Here is a 15,465-nt window from a genome sequence, read left to right on the forward strand (position 1 = left end):
ATTAAAATCTAAAGTGTGAGAATGCTTTGTTTGCTTCTGCCATTTTGTGAGTATCTACTCTTTTCTTAACGGCTGCACCTTCTTCTTTAGCCGCAGCTAATACTTCTGCTGCTAAACGTTGTGCCATAGATTTTTCGTTTCTTTTACGTGCGTAGCTAATTAACCACTTCATCGCCGTAGAAACTTTACGGTCTGGACGAATCTGCATTGGAATTTGGAACGTTGCCCCACCTACACGACGACTACGTACTTCTACGTGAGGCATCACATTAGACAAAGCTTCTTTCCAGATTTCTAAAGCTGTTTTTTCGTCATCGTTCTTCTTCTCTTCAACAATATCAATTGCATCGTAGAATACTTTAAAAGCTACAGACTTTTTACCATCCCACATCATCATGTTAACAAAACGCGTCACTAACTGATCGTTAAATCTTGGATCTGGTAAAAGTGGTCTCTTTTTTGCTGCTCTTTTTCTCATGTCTTCTTCTTAAAGTTTTAAATTACTTTTTAGGGCGTTTTGCACCATACTTAGATCTACGTTGGGTCCTTCCAGCAACACCTGCTGTATCCAAGGCACCACGAACGATGTGATATCTAACACCTGGCAAATCTTTTACCCTTCCACCTCTAACCAATACTATCGAGTGCTCTTGTAGATTATGACCTTCTCCACCGATGTATGCATTTACTTCGTTTCCGTTTGTTAAACGAACCCTTGCCACCTTACGCATTGCTGAGTTAGGTTTTTTAGGTGTCGTTGTGTAAACACGAGTACATACACCACGTCTTTGAGGACACGAATCTAAAGCAGCCGATTTACTCTTCTTGGTTATTTTGGCTCTTCCTTTTCGTACTAATTGTGAAATTGTTGGCATATATTTCTATATAAAATTTTATTTAACCCTCACTTTTGAGGGCTGCAAAGGTAGAAATATATATTTATTATTCAAATAGTTGAGAATTTATTTTTCAAAGAAATATTACTATTCATTTTTTACATATATATAATGGTCTATTTTTACGTTATTCTTCTAAAGAATTTAGATCGTTGCACTGATTAGGTGTTAGAATATAGACTCACATAGGTAAATGCTTAAAATTTATAATTTTATTCTTATAGCTGCTCTGTTGGTTTTTGTAAATCGGCTCACTGCTCAAAACTTAAATCTAAAGGTTGTAGGTGACACCGAAACTAAAACTTCAGTTATCGATTCTGTTGGATACAAAACTTCTTATAAAAACTACAACAGTTTAGGAGAGGAATTAAACTCTTTAAAAAATAAACTAGCACGCCTAGGTTATATCGATACGACTATCGACAGTATCACAAAACAAAATGACACTATATTTAATGCTTATTTATTTTTAGGCAAAAAGATTCGTAGAATTAGAATTCAATACGATTCTACTTTTAATGCTGAGTTGTTGAATTTTGTAAACCACAAAAAGGGCGATAATTTCTTTGAGCTAGATATTATTGAACTTGAAAGTTCCCTAAATGAGTTAAACTCAAAAATTGCAGAACAAGGTGATCCGTTTTCAAGCTTACAGCTTACAAATATCTCTAAGTTGAATTCTGATTTGATTTCCGCTGATTTAAAAATCACAAACAATCAAAAACGACGCATAGATAAAATCATTGTAAAGGGTTACGAAAAGTTTCCAAAGTCCTATGTAAAACGCTTCTTAAAACTAAGAACTGGTAAGTCATTCAACTTAAATGCTATTAGAGATAAAGTTGAACTTTTGCAAGATCTACGGTTTGCCAGAAAGATTAAAGATCCCGAAGTGCTTTTTACTAAAGATTCTACCACACTATATCTATATATAGAAAAGACCAGAACCAATAATTTTGATGGATTTCTCGGTTTTGGAACTAACGAAAACACCAACAGAATCGAATTTGATGGTTATTTGGATTTAAGACTCATTAATAATTTAAACTTTGGGGAGACTTTGAACTTATTTTATAAAAGTGACGAAATTGACCAACAGACTTTTAGAGTGGATGCCGACTTGCCTTACTTGTTTGGTTCGCCAGTAGGATTGCAGGTTGGACTCAGAATCTTTAGAAAAGACTCCACTTTTTTGAACGCAAATCAGTATGCGAAGATCAACTATCAAATCAGTGCAAAGCACAGAATTGGTGTTGGGATTACTTCTACCAATTCCACTAACCTCTTAGAAAATGATACCGCTTTATTAAATGACTATACATCCAATTTCTATACATTAAATTACAACCATACCAAAGCCCAGTTTTACGACCCATTATTTCCTATTAACTTTTGGTTTGATTTCTCTTCTGGTTTTGGAAACAGAAATAATGACTTTGGAAAACAAACGCAAAGCATTTTTAATTTAGACACCTATAAAATTTTCAATCTTAATAACAAGAATAGTGTTTACACAAGATTTAACGGTGCTATTTTAACTTCTGATGATTACCTAGATAACGAATTATTTCGCTTTGGCGGCATCAACTCCATAAGAGGTTTTGAAGAGAATAGTTTAGTTGCCAATCTCTATGGCGTTATTAATACAGAATACAGATACCGATTGAGCAGTAGCATTTATGTACACTCTGTATTGGATGCCGCATATTTTGAAAATCAAATCACTGATACCAGAGAAAAGCTCTTTGGCTTTGGCTTTGGTTTGGGTTTACTTACCAATGCTGGTTTATTTCGATTAAACTATTCTAGTGGAAAATCTGAAAACAGACAGTTTAGATTATCGGATTCTAAAGTTCATGTAAGTTTAACTGCCACTTTTTAAATTGGTTTCAATACCTTTACGGCATGAAAAATGAAACCACAATTTTTGGAATTAGAGCCATAATGGAAGCTGTAAATTCTGGTGAGACCATTGACAAAGTTTTTTTACAAAAAGGAGTACGAAGTGAGTTGTTTCAAGAGTTAGAACATTTATTAAGACAAGAAGGTATCAATTCGTCTTACGTACCCATTGAAAAGTTGAACCGTTTAACACGTGGTAATCACCAAGGTGCTGTTGCGCAAATTTCGCCAATTGAGTTTCATAATATAGATGATTTAGTGATGCAGGTCATTGAATCTGGAAAAACACCCCTATTTTTATTGCTAGACCAACTCAGCGATGTTAGAAACTTTGGTGCTATTGTGCGCACTGCTGAATGTACTGGTGTTAATGGCATTATTATTCAAAAAAAAGGTGGCGCACCTATAAATGGTGATACCATAAAAACCAGTGCAGGAGCAATTTTTAAAATACCCATCTGCAAAGTTGATCATATAAAGGATGCCGTATTCCATATGCAATCTTCTGGTATAAAAGTCATTGCTGCAACCGAAAAGGCTGATGATTATTTATACGATGTATCTTTCAAAGAGCCATGTGCCATAATTATGGGATCAGAAGGCAAAGGCATAAACCCTTCAGTTTTAAAAGCTGTAGATACAAAAGCCAAACTTCCCATTTTAGGGGATATAGAATCACTTAATGTCTCAGTAGCTTGTGGTGCTTTTCTATACGAAGTCGTAAAACAGCGCATTAAAGGCTAACGATTTAACTTATTATTCTACTAAAAAATATTTATAGGAATTTTCTTAAAACCTAGATAAACACTGGGCTAACAAATTATTTTGTAAGAAAAATATAATTTTGGATGTAAGAAAATTTAGTATTATTTTGGTTAATTGTAAGTTTTAGTGTACGTTTATGTTAAAATTTTAACATAAATGAAAACAAAAATCAAGTTAATTCTTACATTATTTTTAATGTATGCAATGCAAAGCACATTTGCACAAGAAAGAACGATTACGGGAACCGTAACCGATTAAAGTGGTATACCGCTACCAACAGCAACTATTCTTATTAAGGGTACGAGTACCGGTACTACGACAGATTTTGATGGTAAGTATTCGATTACAGCAAACAAAGGAGACATACTTCTTTTTAGTTTTGTAGGGTATTCCACAAAGGAAATGACGATTAATGACTCTAACACAATTAATGTATCACTTGAAGAAGACAACTCACTCGAAGAGGTTGTTATAGTCGCACAAGGTATTGTAGCGAAACCTAGGGCTCTAAGTTATGCTGTAGAATCAGTTGGTTCTAACGAAGTTACCAATTCTAGAGAAGCAAATATTGCCACAGCCTTAAGCTCTAAAGCTGCAGGTGTACAGGTAACAGCATCATCTGGTTCGGTAGGAGCTTCGGCTAATATTAGAATTAGGGGCAATACATCGATTACAAGATCTAACGCTCCCCTGTTTGTTGTAGATGGTGTACCAATTGACAACTCATCCTTTTCTGAAGATCCAACTACAACATTTAACAATTCTAGTTTAGGTGGCTCAGATTTCTCCAATAGAGCAATTGATTTAAACTCAGCGGACATAGAGGACATTTCTATATTAAAAGGTATTGCCGCACAAACCCTATATGGATTGCGTGCAGCTAACGGTGTTGTTATAATCACAACAAAGAAAGGAAAATCTGGGAAGACAAGGGTTAATATTTCCAATTCTGTAAGTTTCTCTGAGTACAACAAAGTACCTGGTTTACAAAGACAGTATGCTCAAGGTGGTGTTGTAGAAGGAAGTCAGATATGGAGAGGTCCTGAAACAGGCGAAGGTGACTCATGGGGGCCAAGGGTTTCAACACTAGAGTATGATGGGAACTCCACTTATCCTTTTAACCCCAACGGACGCTTAGTTCCCGTAGGTACAGGTAATGGTGTTGCTGCTCAAACTTATGACCATTACGATTTTTTTAAAACTGGTGAAACCTATGATACCAATATCTCTGCCAGCGGTGGCAATGACATAATTAGATATAGAGCATCAATGGGCCGCATGTTACAAAAGGGAATATCACCCAATGAGGAATTCTTAAGAAAAACATTTCGTTTGGATCTAGATGCCAAGTTATCTGATAAAATTTCGTTAAATGCCTCAGCTCAATACACCAATTCTGGCGGTAATAGAGTACAAAGAGGTTCTAATATATCTGGTATTATGTTAGGTTTAACCAGAACTGCGCCAACCTTTGACAATGGTAATGGCCTGACCGGTCAAGCGGCTGCAGATAATGCTTCATCCTATTTTTACGATGTGGCAGGACAGGAGTTACCAAACCAAAGAACATACAGAGATGGTGTTTACAACAATCCTTATTTTACAGCAGCACGAAATAAAAATGAAGATGACGTTAATAGATTAATTGGTAAAATGGGCTTAAACTATCAAATTAATGATTGGTTAAGCATTAAAACATCGGCATCGATTGACAGATATACTGATATAAGAACTATTGGCTTTGATAGAAGAGATGCAAGCTTTTTTCAAGGGAGAGTCATTTTAGACAATATCAATAATCAAGATGTCAATTGGAATGCTGTATTATCAGGTACTAGGAATTTAAGTGAAAACTTAGATCTCAGTTTTAATGTTGGTTATGATGGTTTTTACACTAAATCAACACGAAGAACTACGTTTGGTGATCGTATGGAAATACCAAGTTTTTTTAACGTTGTAAATACAGCAACCACACAAAATTTTGAAGGTACAAGAACCAATAGAAAACTAATTGGTGCTTTTGTATCCACAACCTTAAACTATAAAGACGTACTTTATTTAACTCCAGCCTTTAGAAATGATTGGTCCTCTACATTGCCTGTTGGCGACAATACGTTTCAATCTTACTCCATTGGTACAAGTTTTGTTTTTAACGAGCTTCTTTTCAAAGAGTCCAATGCCGTTAATTATGCAAAGTTAAGGTTGTCCTATGGTAAAACAGGTAATGATGCCCCACAATATGCCACATCAACCAACTTTATAGGATATACAGCCTCTGGGGATGGATTTATTCAAAGTGCATTGTTTCCTGCTTACGACCAAGTTTCTTTTGAAAGAAACTCTAGAGCTGGCAATCCAGATTTAAAGCCTGAAGAAACTACTGAATTTGAAGCTGGTCTTGAATTTAAGTTTTTCGAAAATCGTTTACTTTTTGATGTTACTTATTACAATAGAGAGACTAAAGACCAAATCATTCCTATTGACACTGCACCTTCATCAGGTTTTATTGACCGATTTGACAATGTTGGTCTTATCTCTAACAAAGGGTTTGAAATCTCTTTAGGCGGTACACCTATACAAACTGAGGATTTTTCTTGGGACATCAGTGTTAACTGGACAACTTACGAAAATGTGGTTGAAGAACTGCAATCTCCAGACCAAGTGATAACACTCAATGGGTTTTCGAGCACTTCTTCCGTTGCCAAGGAAGGAGAATCTTTTGGAGCCATATTTGGATCGAGATTTTTGAGAAATGAGGCTGGACAGATTTTAATAGACGACAGTGGTTATCCACTCGCAGATGCAACCGATGGTATCGTAGGTGACCCTATCCCAGATTGGTTAGCTGGTATCAGTAATACCTTTGCCTACAAAAACTTTAGTCTATCAGTTTTGTTCGATATTAGACAAGGTGGCGACGTTTGGTGTGGTACCTGTGGAATATTAGATTATTTTGGGACATCAGACAGAACATTGATTAGAGAACAATCTACCGTTTTTCAAGGAATTGTGCAATCCACTGGACAAGTCAACACTCAATCTGTTCCATATTTTGACAATACAGCTAGCGAGAACAACAATTATTGGAGGCGTTATGGTTTTGGAGGTTTGTCGGAAGCTAACGTATACGACGCGTCATGGGTGAGATTAAGAGAGGTAACATTATCTTACAGGTTCCCAGATAGCCTATTGGACGATATTTTTCTTGAAAATGTCACCTTATCAGTTTTTGGAAGAAATCTTTGGCTAAGTACAGATTACCCTGGTGTGGATCCAGAAACCAATCTTACAGGCGACACCAATGGTATCGGTCTTGATTACTTTAATCAACCCAACACAAAATCTTACGGTTTAGAAGTAAAACTTAATTTTTAAATTATTATGAAAAACATAAAATATATTATACTATTTATCCTAACATTATCAATTATCTCGTGTGAGATAACAGATGTTAACGTTGACCCAGACAATCCTGCTGAGGAACTTGTAAACGCAGGAGCGGTATATCCTGGAATGATTACCCAGACCCATAGAAATTTAGTGGCTTTAAATGGCAGAATCGCAGGCATTGTAATACAACACTTTGATGGTTTGGACGCACAGCAGGCCCAATATGCGCAATATAATATTGGAGAAAGCGATATTGATGATGCTTGGGATTTTGGTCTTTATGGTGGCGGTGCCATGACAGACTGTGATTTTATTATAAAAAAATTCCCTGGTGAAGTAAGCGCATTGGCCAAACTATATATGGCAGCTAATCTTGGCATGGCCACAAGCACATGGGGAGATGTACCCTATTCTGATGCTTTTGGGGGATCGGAAAATCTAACCCCTCTATATGATAGCCAAGAAGAAGTTTATAATGCCATACAAAACTTGCTTACCGAGTCTATCAATGAGGGAGTGAGTAGCGGTATAGGTTCTTTCTTTGGTACTGGTGGTGGTAGTGCGAATTGGATAGGCATTGCCCATGCGCTAAAAGCACGCTATTATTTACATCTAACATCAGTAGAGGGTTCCGCAATAGCTGCTGCTAAAGCTCTGGCAGAAGTACAACAAGCGTTTACAAGTGCATCAGCACAACCAGACTTTGTCTACTCACTACCTGCTCAAAACTCAAATCCATTGTATTTGTTTGAAAACGATAGACCAGCTACTCTAGGCTTTGGGACTACACTTAATAATATGATGATTAATGATCCTAGATTACCTTTATACACTACAAATGGACAAAAATTTGCTAAAACTCCAGGTCTATTTTGGGGTCAAGCAGATTCACCAACACCACTTATCTCTTATTGGGAAGTTAAGTTTATTGAAGCTGAGGCTATCGTAAGAACTGGCGGGTCAGACACAGGTGCATTGGTCGCACTTCAAGAGGCTGTGAGAGCAAACATGACCTATGTTGGTGTTTCTAATGTCCTATCTGAAATTGATAATTATGCTAACGCTTTGACATTGAGTGGTAGTGAGCAACAAAAAATCGAAACCATTATAACTGAAAAATACAAGGCGCTTTATGGCAACGCCCCTATAGAGTCTTGGGTAGATTATAGAAGAACTGGATACCCGCAACTGACCCCAAGTCCAGATGCTGTACCCAGTGTAAACCCATCTCTTGTCATCCCTAGACGGTTTTTATACCCAATTACGGAGCGATTAAATAATGAAGCTAATAATGCTGCTGCGATTTCTGCTCAAGGCGGACATTTATTAGATGATGATTTATGGGCATTTCCATCAAATTAATAGAAAAATAGAAGAAGCAGAATTGCAGAGTTAGTTAAAGAGCTTATTTTCAACTGGGAAAATAGGCTCTTTTTATATAGAGAACATTTAGTTCTCAATCTTCCTCTTTCTTAAATATGTATTTAATCTTTGGTGTTGGATTTATATTAAGTTCAGATTCTGTTTCAGAATTATCTTCTGGCACTGTCTCAATGAAGTTTCCATCTTCATCAAAATGGCGCATAAATGGGTCGTCGTCTTCATTATAATCTGGTTGTTCCCATTTATAGCGTTCTGGTTTTGCCACTTGTTTTCTAAAGATTAAAGCAAAGACCAAGCCTGTTATCAATCCTCCTAAATGGCCTTCCCAGGACATACCGTCTTTTATAGGGAAAACATACCAAATCATACTTCCGTATAAAAATATAACCATTAACGACAATGCAATAAGCCTATAATGTTTTGCGAAAACACCTTTAAAAAATATAAAGCTTACCAATACATAAATTAAACCGCTTGCTCCAATATGATTTCCGTTACTCGCTATTAACCAAGTTAAAAATCCCGATAAGAGAACCCCATATAAAATAACTTTCCAAGCAACTTTTCTATAAAAATAAAACAACGCCAAACTGAGCACAAAGAGCGGAAAGGAATTATTGTAAATATGATTAATATCCCCATGTAAAAACGGGCTTGTAAAAATCCCTAAAAGACCTTCAAGTTTTTGAGGCCTTATACCAAAAGATTTAATACCATGATCCACTCTTACTTGATACCAAAATACCAGCCAAATGGAAAAGACCATGAGCAATGGATATAAAATGGTATTGGTAGAATATTTAAATTGCTGCGAGGACATATTATTATTTGGTTGTTGTACTTCAAATTTACAGCCAAAACCCATTTGTATGAAATATTGTCAGAAATCTATTTCCCATAAAGGATGAATTTCACTAATTATCGCAAATCTATAACGAATGATTTTCGTAATTTTCGGCTATGAATACTCCATTAGCCGAACGACTACGACCGCAAAACCTCAGTGACTATCTAAGCCAACAACATTTGGTAGGTAAAGATGGTATGTTGTATCAGCAAATTAAGAGTGGAGTGATTCCGTCCTTGATACTTTGGGGGCCACCAGGAATAGGAAAAACGACTTTAGCTAATGTTATTGCTAACGAATCTGAGCGTCCTTTCTTTAAGCTCAGTGCCATAAATTCTGGTGTAAAGGATATTAGAGATGTTATTGATAAAGCTAAAAAAAGTAGTGGTTTATTTACCTCAAAAAATCCAATTTTGTTTATCGACGAGATCCATCGTTTTAGTAAATCGCAACAAGATTCATTATTAGAAGCCGTTGAAAAAGGTTGGGTAACCTTAATAGGAGCCACAACCGAAAACCCAAGCTTTGAAGTTATTTCCGCTTTGCTTTCTAGATGCCAGGTCTATACCCTAAATGCATTTAGTAAAGCAGACTTAGAAGCATTGTTGCAACGCGCCATTAAGGAAGATGAAATCATTTCGAAATTAAATATTGAATTAAAGGAAACTGAAGCACTTTTAAGATTTTCAGGTGGTGATGCCAGAAAGCTATTAAATATATTTGAATTATTAGTAACCTCATTTGAGACCGAACCTATAATTATAACGAATGATTTAGTAACAAAACAGGTTCAGAGTAAGGCTGCTCGCTATGATAAAACAGGGGAACAACATTACGATATTATTTCTGCATTTATAAAATCGATACGTGGAAGCGATCCCAATGCTGCTGTGTATTATTTAGCGCGTATGATTGAAGGTGGTGAAGATGTGAAATTCATTGCCAGACGTTTACTAATCCTAGCTAGTGAAGATATTGGGAATGCTAATCCTACGGCTTTAGTTATTGCCAACAATACATTTCAGGCAGTTTCTGTAATAGGCAATCCAGAATCTCGGATTATATTGAGTCAATGTGCAACATATCTGGCAAGTTCTCCAAAAAGCAATGCAGCTTACCAAGCCATTAATAAAGCGCAGCAATTGGTAAAAGACACTGGCGATTTATCCGTGCCCTTATCCATAAGAAATGCGCCGACCAAATTAATGAAAGAACTCGGTTATGGTGACCAGTACAAATATGCTCACAGTTATGAAAATAACTTTGCTGATCATGAATTTCTTCCAGATGATATAAAGAACACCACTCTTTACAATCCTGGTAATAATGCGCGCGAGGAAGCACAACGCAAGTATCTCAAAGCACTTTGGAAAGAGAAATACGGTTATTGAGTTATATACTAGAATTTAATATCTAAGGTTTGCTTCTCTTTTAGTTTTCCATCATTTTCAGAATAGAACCAAAACCCGTCTTCTTTATAAACAATAGCACTTTTTCCTTTAACCAAGTATACATTATTTGCAGCTGTGTTTAATAAAATCATAACGATTTTAGGTTCTGAATTTACCAATTGATAACCATTTTCAATAGCTTGCGCATAATATAAATCATTATAATCTTCTTGTTCTGCTGAAAGCTTTTGTTCTGTTGAAGTTTCTTGATTTGGTTGTGCTTTCTCAACAGCTTTTATGACAACAACATCATTTTTAGGCTGACTTTTAGCATCTTCAGCTTGTTCTTCCATAGGTTCATACTTGTAATCTAATTCCTCCACAGATCTAAAAGCTTGCTTTAATGCTTCGGTGTATGCTTGCTTAAAGTCTTTCTCCTTGCTAGACCCAGTTGTTGATCTATATACTTCTTTACCAAAACAATCCTTTAGAACAATATCTAGATTTGTTGACAGAAAACCACCTTTTACTTTTTTTACATCAACAAAAAGCCCCTTACACCTATCCAACATCAATTCTTCGGGAAAGTCTTCGACATCAAAAAGTACGTTAAAGCCTTCTGCTTTAAAAAGGTGTCTTGTTAAAGTATTCAGTCTATGTTGATCTTGGCTTTTTAAGAATTTATATTCTATGGGCACAACAAGATATTTATAGTTATTAATGCTTTTTTGAGCTATACCATATAATCCCAAAAGCATAAATGAAATTACAACTACTATTTTTTTACTCATAATGTAATTTTTACAGATAGTTTTCTATCGATTTTAATTTAGTAATTCTTTTATAATCTTTAGTATTGTTTAAGTTTCTATAATCAAAATAAATGGTATCCATACCAATATTGTCGGCACCTTCAATATCAGCTTCAAGACTGTCTCCTATCATAATACTTTCTTCAGGAAGTGCATTTGCAGAATCTAAGGCAAAATTAAAAATCTTTGGGTTTGGTTTTTTTACACCTACCATTTCTGAATTGGTAATGGTCTTAAAGTAGTCTCTAATATTAGAATTCTTCATTTTTCGTTCTTGAGCTTCCTCAAATCCGTTAGTGATAATATGTAATTCATATTTATTTTTCAGGTAATCAAGGATCTCAAATGTCCCTTCGAACAGGTGATTAAATGTTGTTAAGTAATCTATATATGCTACCGAAAGATGATTGATGGTCTTATCCTCAATAGCAACCTCAAGAATATCAAAAGCTTCCTTTAACCTACTGTAACGCAAATTTGCTTTAGACACGCGCTCTTCTCTGTAAAGTTTCCAATATTTGAGATTTATAGGTTCGTAGACTTCCAAAAAATCTTCGAGATTAGTCTCAATATCACTTAGTTTAAAAATCTTTTCGAATGTTAATCCAGAGTTTTTATCAAAATCCCAAAGGGTATGATCTAAATCAAAAAATACGTGTTTTATATGTCTTCTCATTCAGCAGATTCTAGTATTAAATTAAACAACGACCTATAACCTTTCCATCGGTCTAAATCACTGAATGTATAATTGTGGAATACTGGTATAAATGTACCATTGACGGCTTTAACCTCATCGATAAGCTTTTGTAAATGTTCTTTTTTATCCAATTCTGATTGGTACTTTAACAGCCCAAAATCCAAACAATGGTAAGGATTAATCTGTAATGGTGTTTGTACCTCGTAATCTAAATCGTAAAACTGAAATGGCGTACATGTACCAGCTCTAAAACCAAGTGTATCTATATAACCCATCGTAAAATCTTGATGAATTTCCAATTCGATTAAATTTCTGTACGATTGCGGCAAATTTAATTTAGAAAATGAATGCCTAACCGCTTTTAACTCAATATTGGTAATAGCTTCCAACTTTAGTTTTTCCTTCTTTAATATTGAAATATCTTCTAATGCAAAATAAGAAGCTTTGATACCAACATTGCAATAATCTGCAACAGACTTTATAAGCGATACAAATTCTCTTTTATTGACGTTTATGTTTTTATCATAGGTCGAATAATCACCTATTAAAAACAGTACCAGAAATTTAAATTTGCTTTGTTTTTGTTTTGTTATAATCCATTTAAACGTATCGTAAGGATCACGCTTAAAACCCATTAAAACTAGATAACGCTGATAAAGTTGTTTTAGCCTAAATCTTCCTATATCAGAAAATGTTCCCCCAATGGTACGTAACAATCCCTTTTTTCTAAAATAGTAAGTCATTGGTACGTCTATAACAGGCTGAATTTTATAGTCTCTTTTAGAAAAACCAAAATCAGGAAAACGTTTTTGTAAAACAGCTCGAAGCTTATATGCCCATACATCTACTATAGGCTGGTTTAAAAAACGATGTTTGTAAGCTAAGCTTTCCTTGGCCATAAATCTCCCATAATCGTCTTTTACATGGGGCATGTATTCTTCGTAACGACTCAATAAATAAAATGAAGCTGCAAAAATATCAAACGGCAAATCACTACGTTCACCTGTTGCAAAAAACCCTTTGGTATTTTCCCATTGTTGCACATTGATGTCTAAATCTGCCAAGCCTTGTTCAAACAGTAATGTATGGCTACGTACAAATAACTCATTACTCAATGGTTGTTTAGCATAAGACATCTTAAGGCTATTGTGCGCAATAAAATCTTCTACTTTAGAAGTAAATTTTACTTCCAAACCCAATATACGCTTACAAATATGCTTAAACGTGTATCTTAAACGTGGTGTGATTTTATGAGTGTATACTAATAACATGAGTTGAAGCAAATTCCAAAAACTAAAAATAACAAATTCCGATGTTAATAATTCAAAACCAATGTCTATTCTATAAAATTAACTTTTGAGACAGCGTTTTGAATATGCTATTTAACTTTCACAAAAGGTTTTGGTCTGCAAAACTAAAGTACGCTTTCTCTGTTATAATGAGGTGGTCCAACACTTTAATATCCAAACTTTGCGCTGCAGTTTTTAATTTCTGGGTGATATCCTTATCTGCTCGACTGGGTTTTAAAGTTCCTGAAGGATGATTATGACACAAAACTAAAGCAGTAGCACCAACCTCTAAAGCATTCTTTAACACCAAACGCACATCAACCAAAGTGCCTGTAATACCTCCTTTGCTCAATTGGCCTTTATGAATAATTTTGTTTGAATTGTTAAGATAAAGAATCCAAAACTCCTCATGAGGTAACTCTCCCAAAATGGGCTGCATTATTTTATAAACCGAGTGACTAGATTCTATCTTGTCTAACCGCAAACTGTCTTCGAGCCGTCTTCGTCGTCCTAATTCTAAAGCTGCTACAATAGTAATGGCCTTAGCTTCACCAATGGGTTTTGTTGCCCACGCATTATATCGATATCTACACCTCATTCCCTAAGCCTAAGGGTTATCCAAAAGAGATACTAAACTTGGCAGATGCTATAAAGGCAAAGAGGCTAGATTTAAAACTTACAAAAGTAGAGTTGGCAAAGATACTTGAAGTGTCACCTTTGACTATTTCAACTTGGGAGAATATAAATAAACAACCCGTTCCGCGAATGATGAAAAAGATAATTGTTTGGCTTGGCTATGTTCCACATTTAGATGTTGATATGAGCACGCTCGGCGGTCAACTCTATATTTATAGATGTAAACATGGGCTAACACAAAAGGATATTGCAATAGAATTACAAATAGATAGGTGGGCCGTGACAAAAGTTGAAAAGGGCATCGAGATTGAAACAAATCATATAAATAAATTACGCAGATTAATTGGCTTTGATTTACATAACCAAAGGTCAAAAAAATAAATATTTTTTCTTTTTTACAGTTCTTTTGATGCAATTCTAGTTTAGTAGATATGCAAATGAAAATCTGTCCAAAAGAGGGTAAATTATTAGACCCCTACATATCTAAATATTCTATCGGACTCATGAATTTAGATTTTGCTATATCTGGAATATGTGTGTAAATTTCGGTAGTTTTAATTGAATTATGCCCAAGCAGTTCTTTTACAAAGCGAATATCTAGACCACTTTCTACCAAATGAGTTGCATAACTGTGACGGAGCATATGAGGGGTAACAGTCTTTGTGATTTTAGCCTCAAGAGCATACTTCTTAATAAAATTTTGGATGCTCTTTGAGGAGTAATATGGTTTGTTCTGCCCTTCAAACAAAAAGTCGTTGGGTTTATATTTTTTGTAGTAAACTCTTAGATCGTCTAGAACCGTTTTGGGAAGCTTTACTGTTCGATCCTTTTTTCCTTTTGCTCTATTGATATGTAAAAGCATTTGATCGGAATTAACATTCTCTACTCGGAGTTCTACAACTTCTCCAACCCTTAACCCACAACCGTATAGGATTTTCAAGATACATTTATGCTTTATGTTCTTACAAGCAGAAATTAATCTAATAACTTCGTTTCTTGTTAAATATCTGGGTAAGGTTTTTTGTTTTCGTTTAGGGTACAGATATTTTAGATTTAAATTTCTTGAATGAAACAACCTGTAATATTTGCCAACGGCACTTAAAATCTGTTTTTGATATGCACTGCTAATATTCTCAGTTTTTTGTATATGATATAGGAAATTTTCAATGTTTTTTTCTTTTACTTTCTCTAATGAATATCCCTCGAACGCTATCAAAAATTTCGCTAATGCATTTGTGTAAGATTTTATGGATGATTCGGCATAACGTTGTAAAGAAAGTTTCTGTTCGAATTCGAGTAATATTTTTTTTGTCAATGACATAACATTCGCTTTATATATACATTTATCATGTTAAATATACATAAACTAACTGAATCACAATTATTTATGTGATTATCATATAATTGGATAACAGCCATAATTAAAGTAATGATAACTGCAATGCGTATATTTGGTT

General features: G+C 35.0%; 13 protein-coding genes and 1 pseudogene. 6 read left to right on the forward strand and 8 right to left on the reverse strand.

Translation table 11 applies throughout. The features are described from left to right. Window position 1: 1 nt before the first annotated feature. On the reverse strand, window positions 2-478 hold the full coding sequence (rpsG, locus tag KCG49_RS12775) for a 30S ribosomal protein S7 (RefSeq protein ID WP_218547025.1): 477 nt from the start codon (window positions 476-478) through the stop codon (window positions 2-4). A 22-nt stretch (window positions 479-500) separates the two neighbouring features. Continuing rightward, entirely contained in the window at window positions 501-875 is a 375-nt protein-coding gene (rpsL, locus tag KCG49_RS12780) for a 30S ribosomal protein S12 (protein WP_008269190.1), read from the reverse strand. A 214-nt stretch (window positions 876-1,089) separates the two neighbouring features. Between rpsL and KCG49_RS12785 the strand changes: the two genes are divergently transcribed. The 4 genes from KCG49_RS12785 (at window position 1,090) to KCG49_RS12800 (ending at window position 8,315) form a co-directional block, all read left to right on the forward strand. Continuing rightward, complete coding sequence (locus KCG49_RS12785; RefSeq protein ID WP_218547027.1) at window positions 1,090-2,778, forward strand: POTRA domain-containing protein; 1,689 nt, start codon at window positions 1,090-1,092, stop codon at window positions 2,776-2,778. Between the two features lie 23 nt (window positions 2,779-2,801). Then, entirely contained in the window at window positions 2,802-3,542 is a 741-nt protein-coding gene (gene rlmB, locus KCG49_RS12790) for a 23S rRNA (guanosine(2251)-2'-O)-methyltransferase RlmB (RefSeq protein WP_218547029.1), read from the forward strand. Window positions 3,543-3,827: 285 nt separating this feature from the next. Further along, window positions 3,828-6,938, forward strand: coding sequence for a SusC/RagA family TonB-linked outer membrane protein (locus tag KCG49_RS12795; RefSeq protein ID WP_369680366.1), 3,111 nt, complete (start codon window positions 3,828-3,830; stop codon window positions 6,936-6,938). Between the two features lie 6 nt (window positions 6,939-6,944). Then, window positions 6,945-8,315 (forward strand): SusD/RagB family nutrient-binding outer membrane lipoprotein, encoded by a 1,371-nt coding sequence (locus KCG49_RS12800; RefSeq protein ID WP_218547031.1) that lies wholly within the window; start codon window positions 6,945-6,947, stop codon window positions 8,313-8,315. A 94-nt stretch (window positions 8,316-8,409) separates the two neighbouring features. Here KCG49_RS12800 and KCG49_RS12805 read toward each other — a convergent pair whose 3' ends face one another. Continuing rightward, entirely contained in the window at window positions 8,410-9,201 is a 792-nt protein-coding gene (locus KCG49_RS12805) for a rhomboid family intramembrane serine protease (RefSeq protein ID WP_256260001.1), read from the reverse strand. A gap of 95 nt (window positions 9,202-9,296) precedes the next feature. Between KCG49_RS12805 and KCG49_RS12810 the strand changes: the two genes are divergently transcribed. After that, on the forward strand, window positions 9,297-10,574 hold the full coding sequence (locus KCG49_RS12810) for a replication-associated recombination protein A (RefSeq protein ID WP_218547033.1): 1,278 nt from the start codon (window positions 9,297-9,299) through the stop codon (window positions 10,572-10,574). An 8-nt stretch (window positions 10,575-10,582) separates the two neighbouring features. Here the strand turns inward: KCG49_RS12810 and KCG49_RS12815 are convergent, their stop codons facing one another. From KCG49_RS12815 to KCG49_RS12830, 4 genes and pseudogenes are all read right to left on the reverse strand, one after another. Then, window positions 10,583-11,365: a hypothetical protein gene (locus KCG49_RS12815; RefSeq protein ID WP_218547035.1), complete on the reverse strand. Its 783-nt coding sequence runs from the start codon at window positions 11,363-11,365 to the stop codon at window positions 10,583-10,585. A 10-nt stretch (window positions 11,366-11,375) separates the two neighbouring features. Further along, window positions 11,376-12,062, reverse strand: coding sequence for a YjjG family noncanonical pyrimidine nucleotidase (locus tag KCG49_RS12820; protein WP_218547037.1), 687 nt, complete (start codon window positions 12,060-12,062; stop codon window positions 11,376-11,378). Continuing rightward, window positions 12,059-13,354, reverse strand: a complete 1,296-nt coding sequence (locus KCG49_RS12825; RefSeq protein WP_218547039.1) for a polysaccharide deacetylase family protein — start codon at window positions 13,352-13,354, stop codon at window positions 12,059-12,061. The genes KCG49_RS12820 and KCG49_RS12825 overlap by 4 nt, the downstream gene beginning before the upstream one ends. A 118-nt stretch (window positions 13,355-13,472) precedes the next feature. After that, a pseudogene (locus KCG49_RS12830) lies at window positions 13,473-13,934 on the reverse strand (JAB domain-containing protein); the annotation flags it as partial. A 74-nt stretch (window positions 13,935-14,008) separates the two neighbouring features. Here KCG49_RS12830 and KCG49_RS12835 point away from each other — a divergent pair. Next, complete coding sequence (locus tag KCG49_RS12835; protein ID WP_218547041.1) at window positions 14,009-14,389, forward strand: helix-turn-helix domain-containing protein; 381 nt, start codon at window positions 14,009-14,011, stop codon at window positions 14,387-14,389. A gap of 94 nt (window positions 14,390-14,483) precedes the next feature. Here the strand turns inward: KCG49_RS12835 and xerA are convergent, their stop codons facing one another. Beyond that, window positions 14,484-15,329, reverse strand: a complete 846-nt coding sequence (gene xerA / locus KCG49_RS12840; protein WP_218547043.1) for a site-specific tyrosine recombinase/integron integrase — start codon at window positions 15,327-15,329, stop codon at window positions 14,484-14,486. Between the last annotated feature and the right edge of the window lie 136 nt (window positions 15,330-15,465).

It is taken from the genome of Winogradskyella luteola, from assembly GCF_019203985.1.
Lineage (GTDB): Bacteria > Bacteroidota > Bacteroidia > Flavobacteriales > Flavobacteriaceae > Winogradskyella > Winogradskyella luteola.

Excerpts from the sequence above, each read along its gene's own strand:
- KCG49_RS12825 (WP_218547039.1), bottom strand. The coding sequence starts at position 13,354 with ATGTTATTAGTATACACTCATAAAATCACACCACGTTTAAGATACACG.
- KCG49_RS12800 (WP_218547031.1), top strand. The coding sequence starts at position 6,945 with ATGAAAAACATAAAATATATTATACTATTTATCCTAACATTATCAATT.
- KCG49_RS12805 (WP_256260001.1), bottom strand. The coding sequence starts at position 9,201 with ATGGGTTTTGGCTGTAAATTTGAAGTACAACAACCAAATAATAATATG.
- xerA (WP_218547043.1), bottom strand. The coding sequence starts at position 15,329 with ATGTCATTGACAAAAAAAATATTACTCGAATTCGAACAGAAACTTTCT.
- rpsG (WP_218547025.1), bottom strand. The coding sequence starts at position 478 with ATGAGAAAAAGAGCAGCAAAAAAGAGACCACTTTTACCAGATCCAAGA.
- KCG49_RS12785 (WP_218547027.1), top strand. The coding sequence starts at position 1,090 with ATGCTTAAAATTTATAATTTTATTCTTATAGCTGCTCTGTTGGTTTTT.
- KCG49_RS12810 (WP_218547033.1), top strand. The coding sequence starts at position 9,297 with ATGAATACTCCATTAGCCGAACGACTACGACCGCAAAACCTCAGTGAC.
- rlmB (WP_218547029.1), top strand. The coding sequence starts at position 2,802 with ATGAAAAATGAAACCACAATTTTTGGAATTAGAGCCATAATGGAAGCT.
- KCG49_RS12820 (WP_218547037.1), bottom strand. The coding sequence starts at position 12,062 with ATGAGAAGACATATAAAACACGTATTTTTTGATTTAGATCATACCCTT.
- rpsL (WP_008269190.1), bottom strand. The coding sequence starts at position 875 with ATGCCAACAATTTCACAATTAGTACGAAAAGGAAGAGCCAAAATAACC.
- KCG49_RS12815 (WP_218547035.1), bottom strand. The coding sequence starts at position 11,365 with ATGAGTAAAAAAATAGTAGTTGTAATTTCATTTATGCTTTTGGGATTA.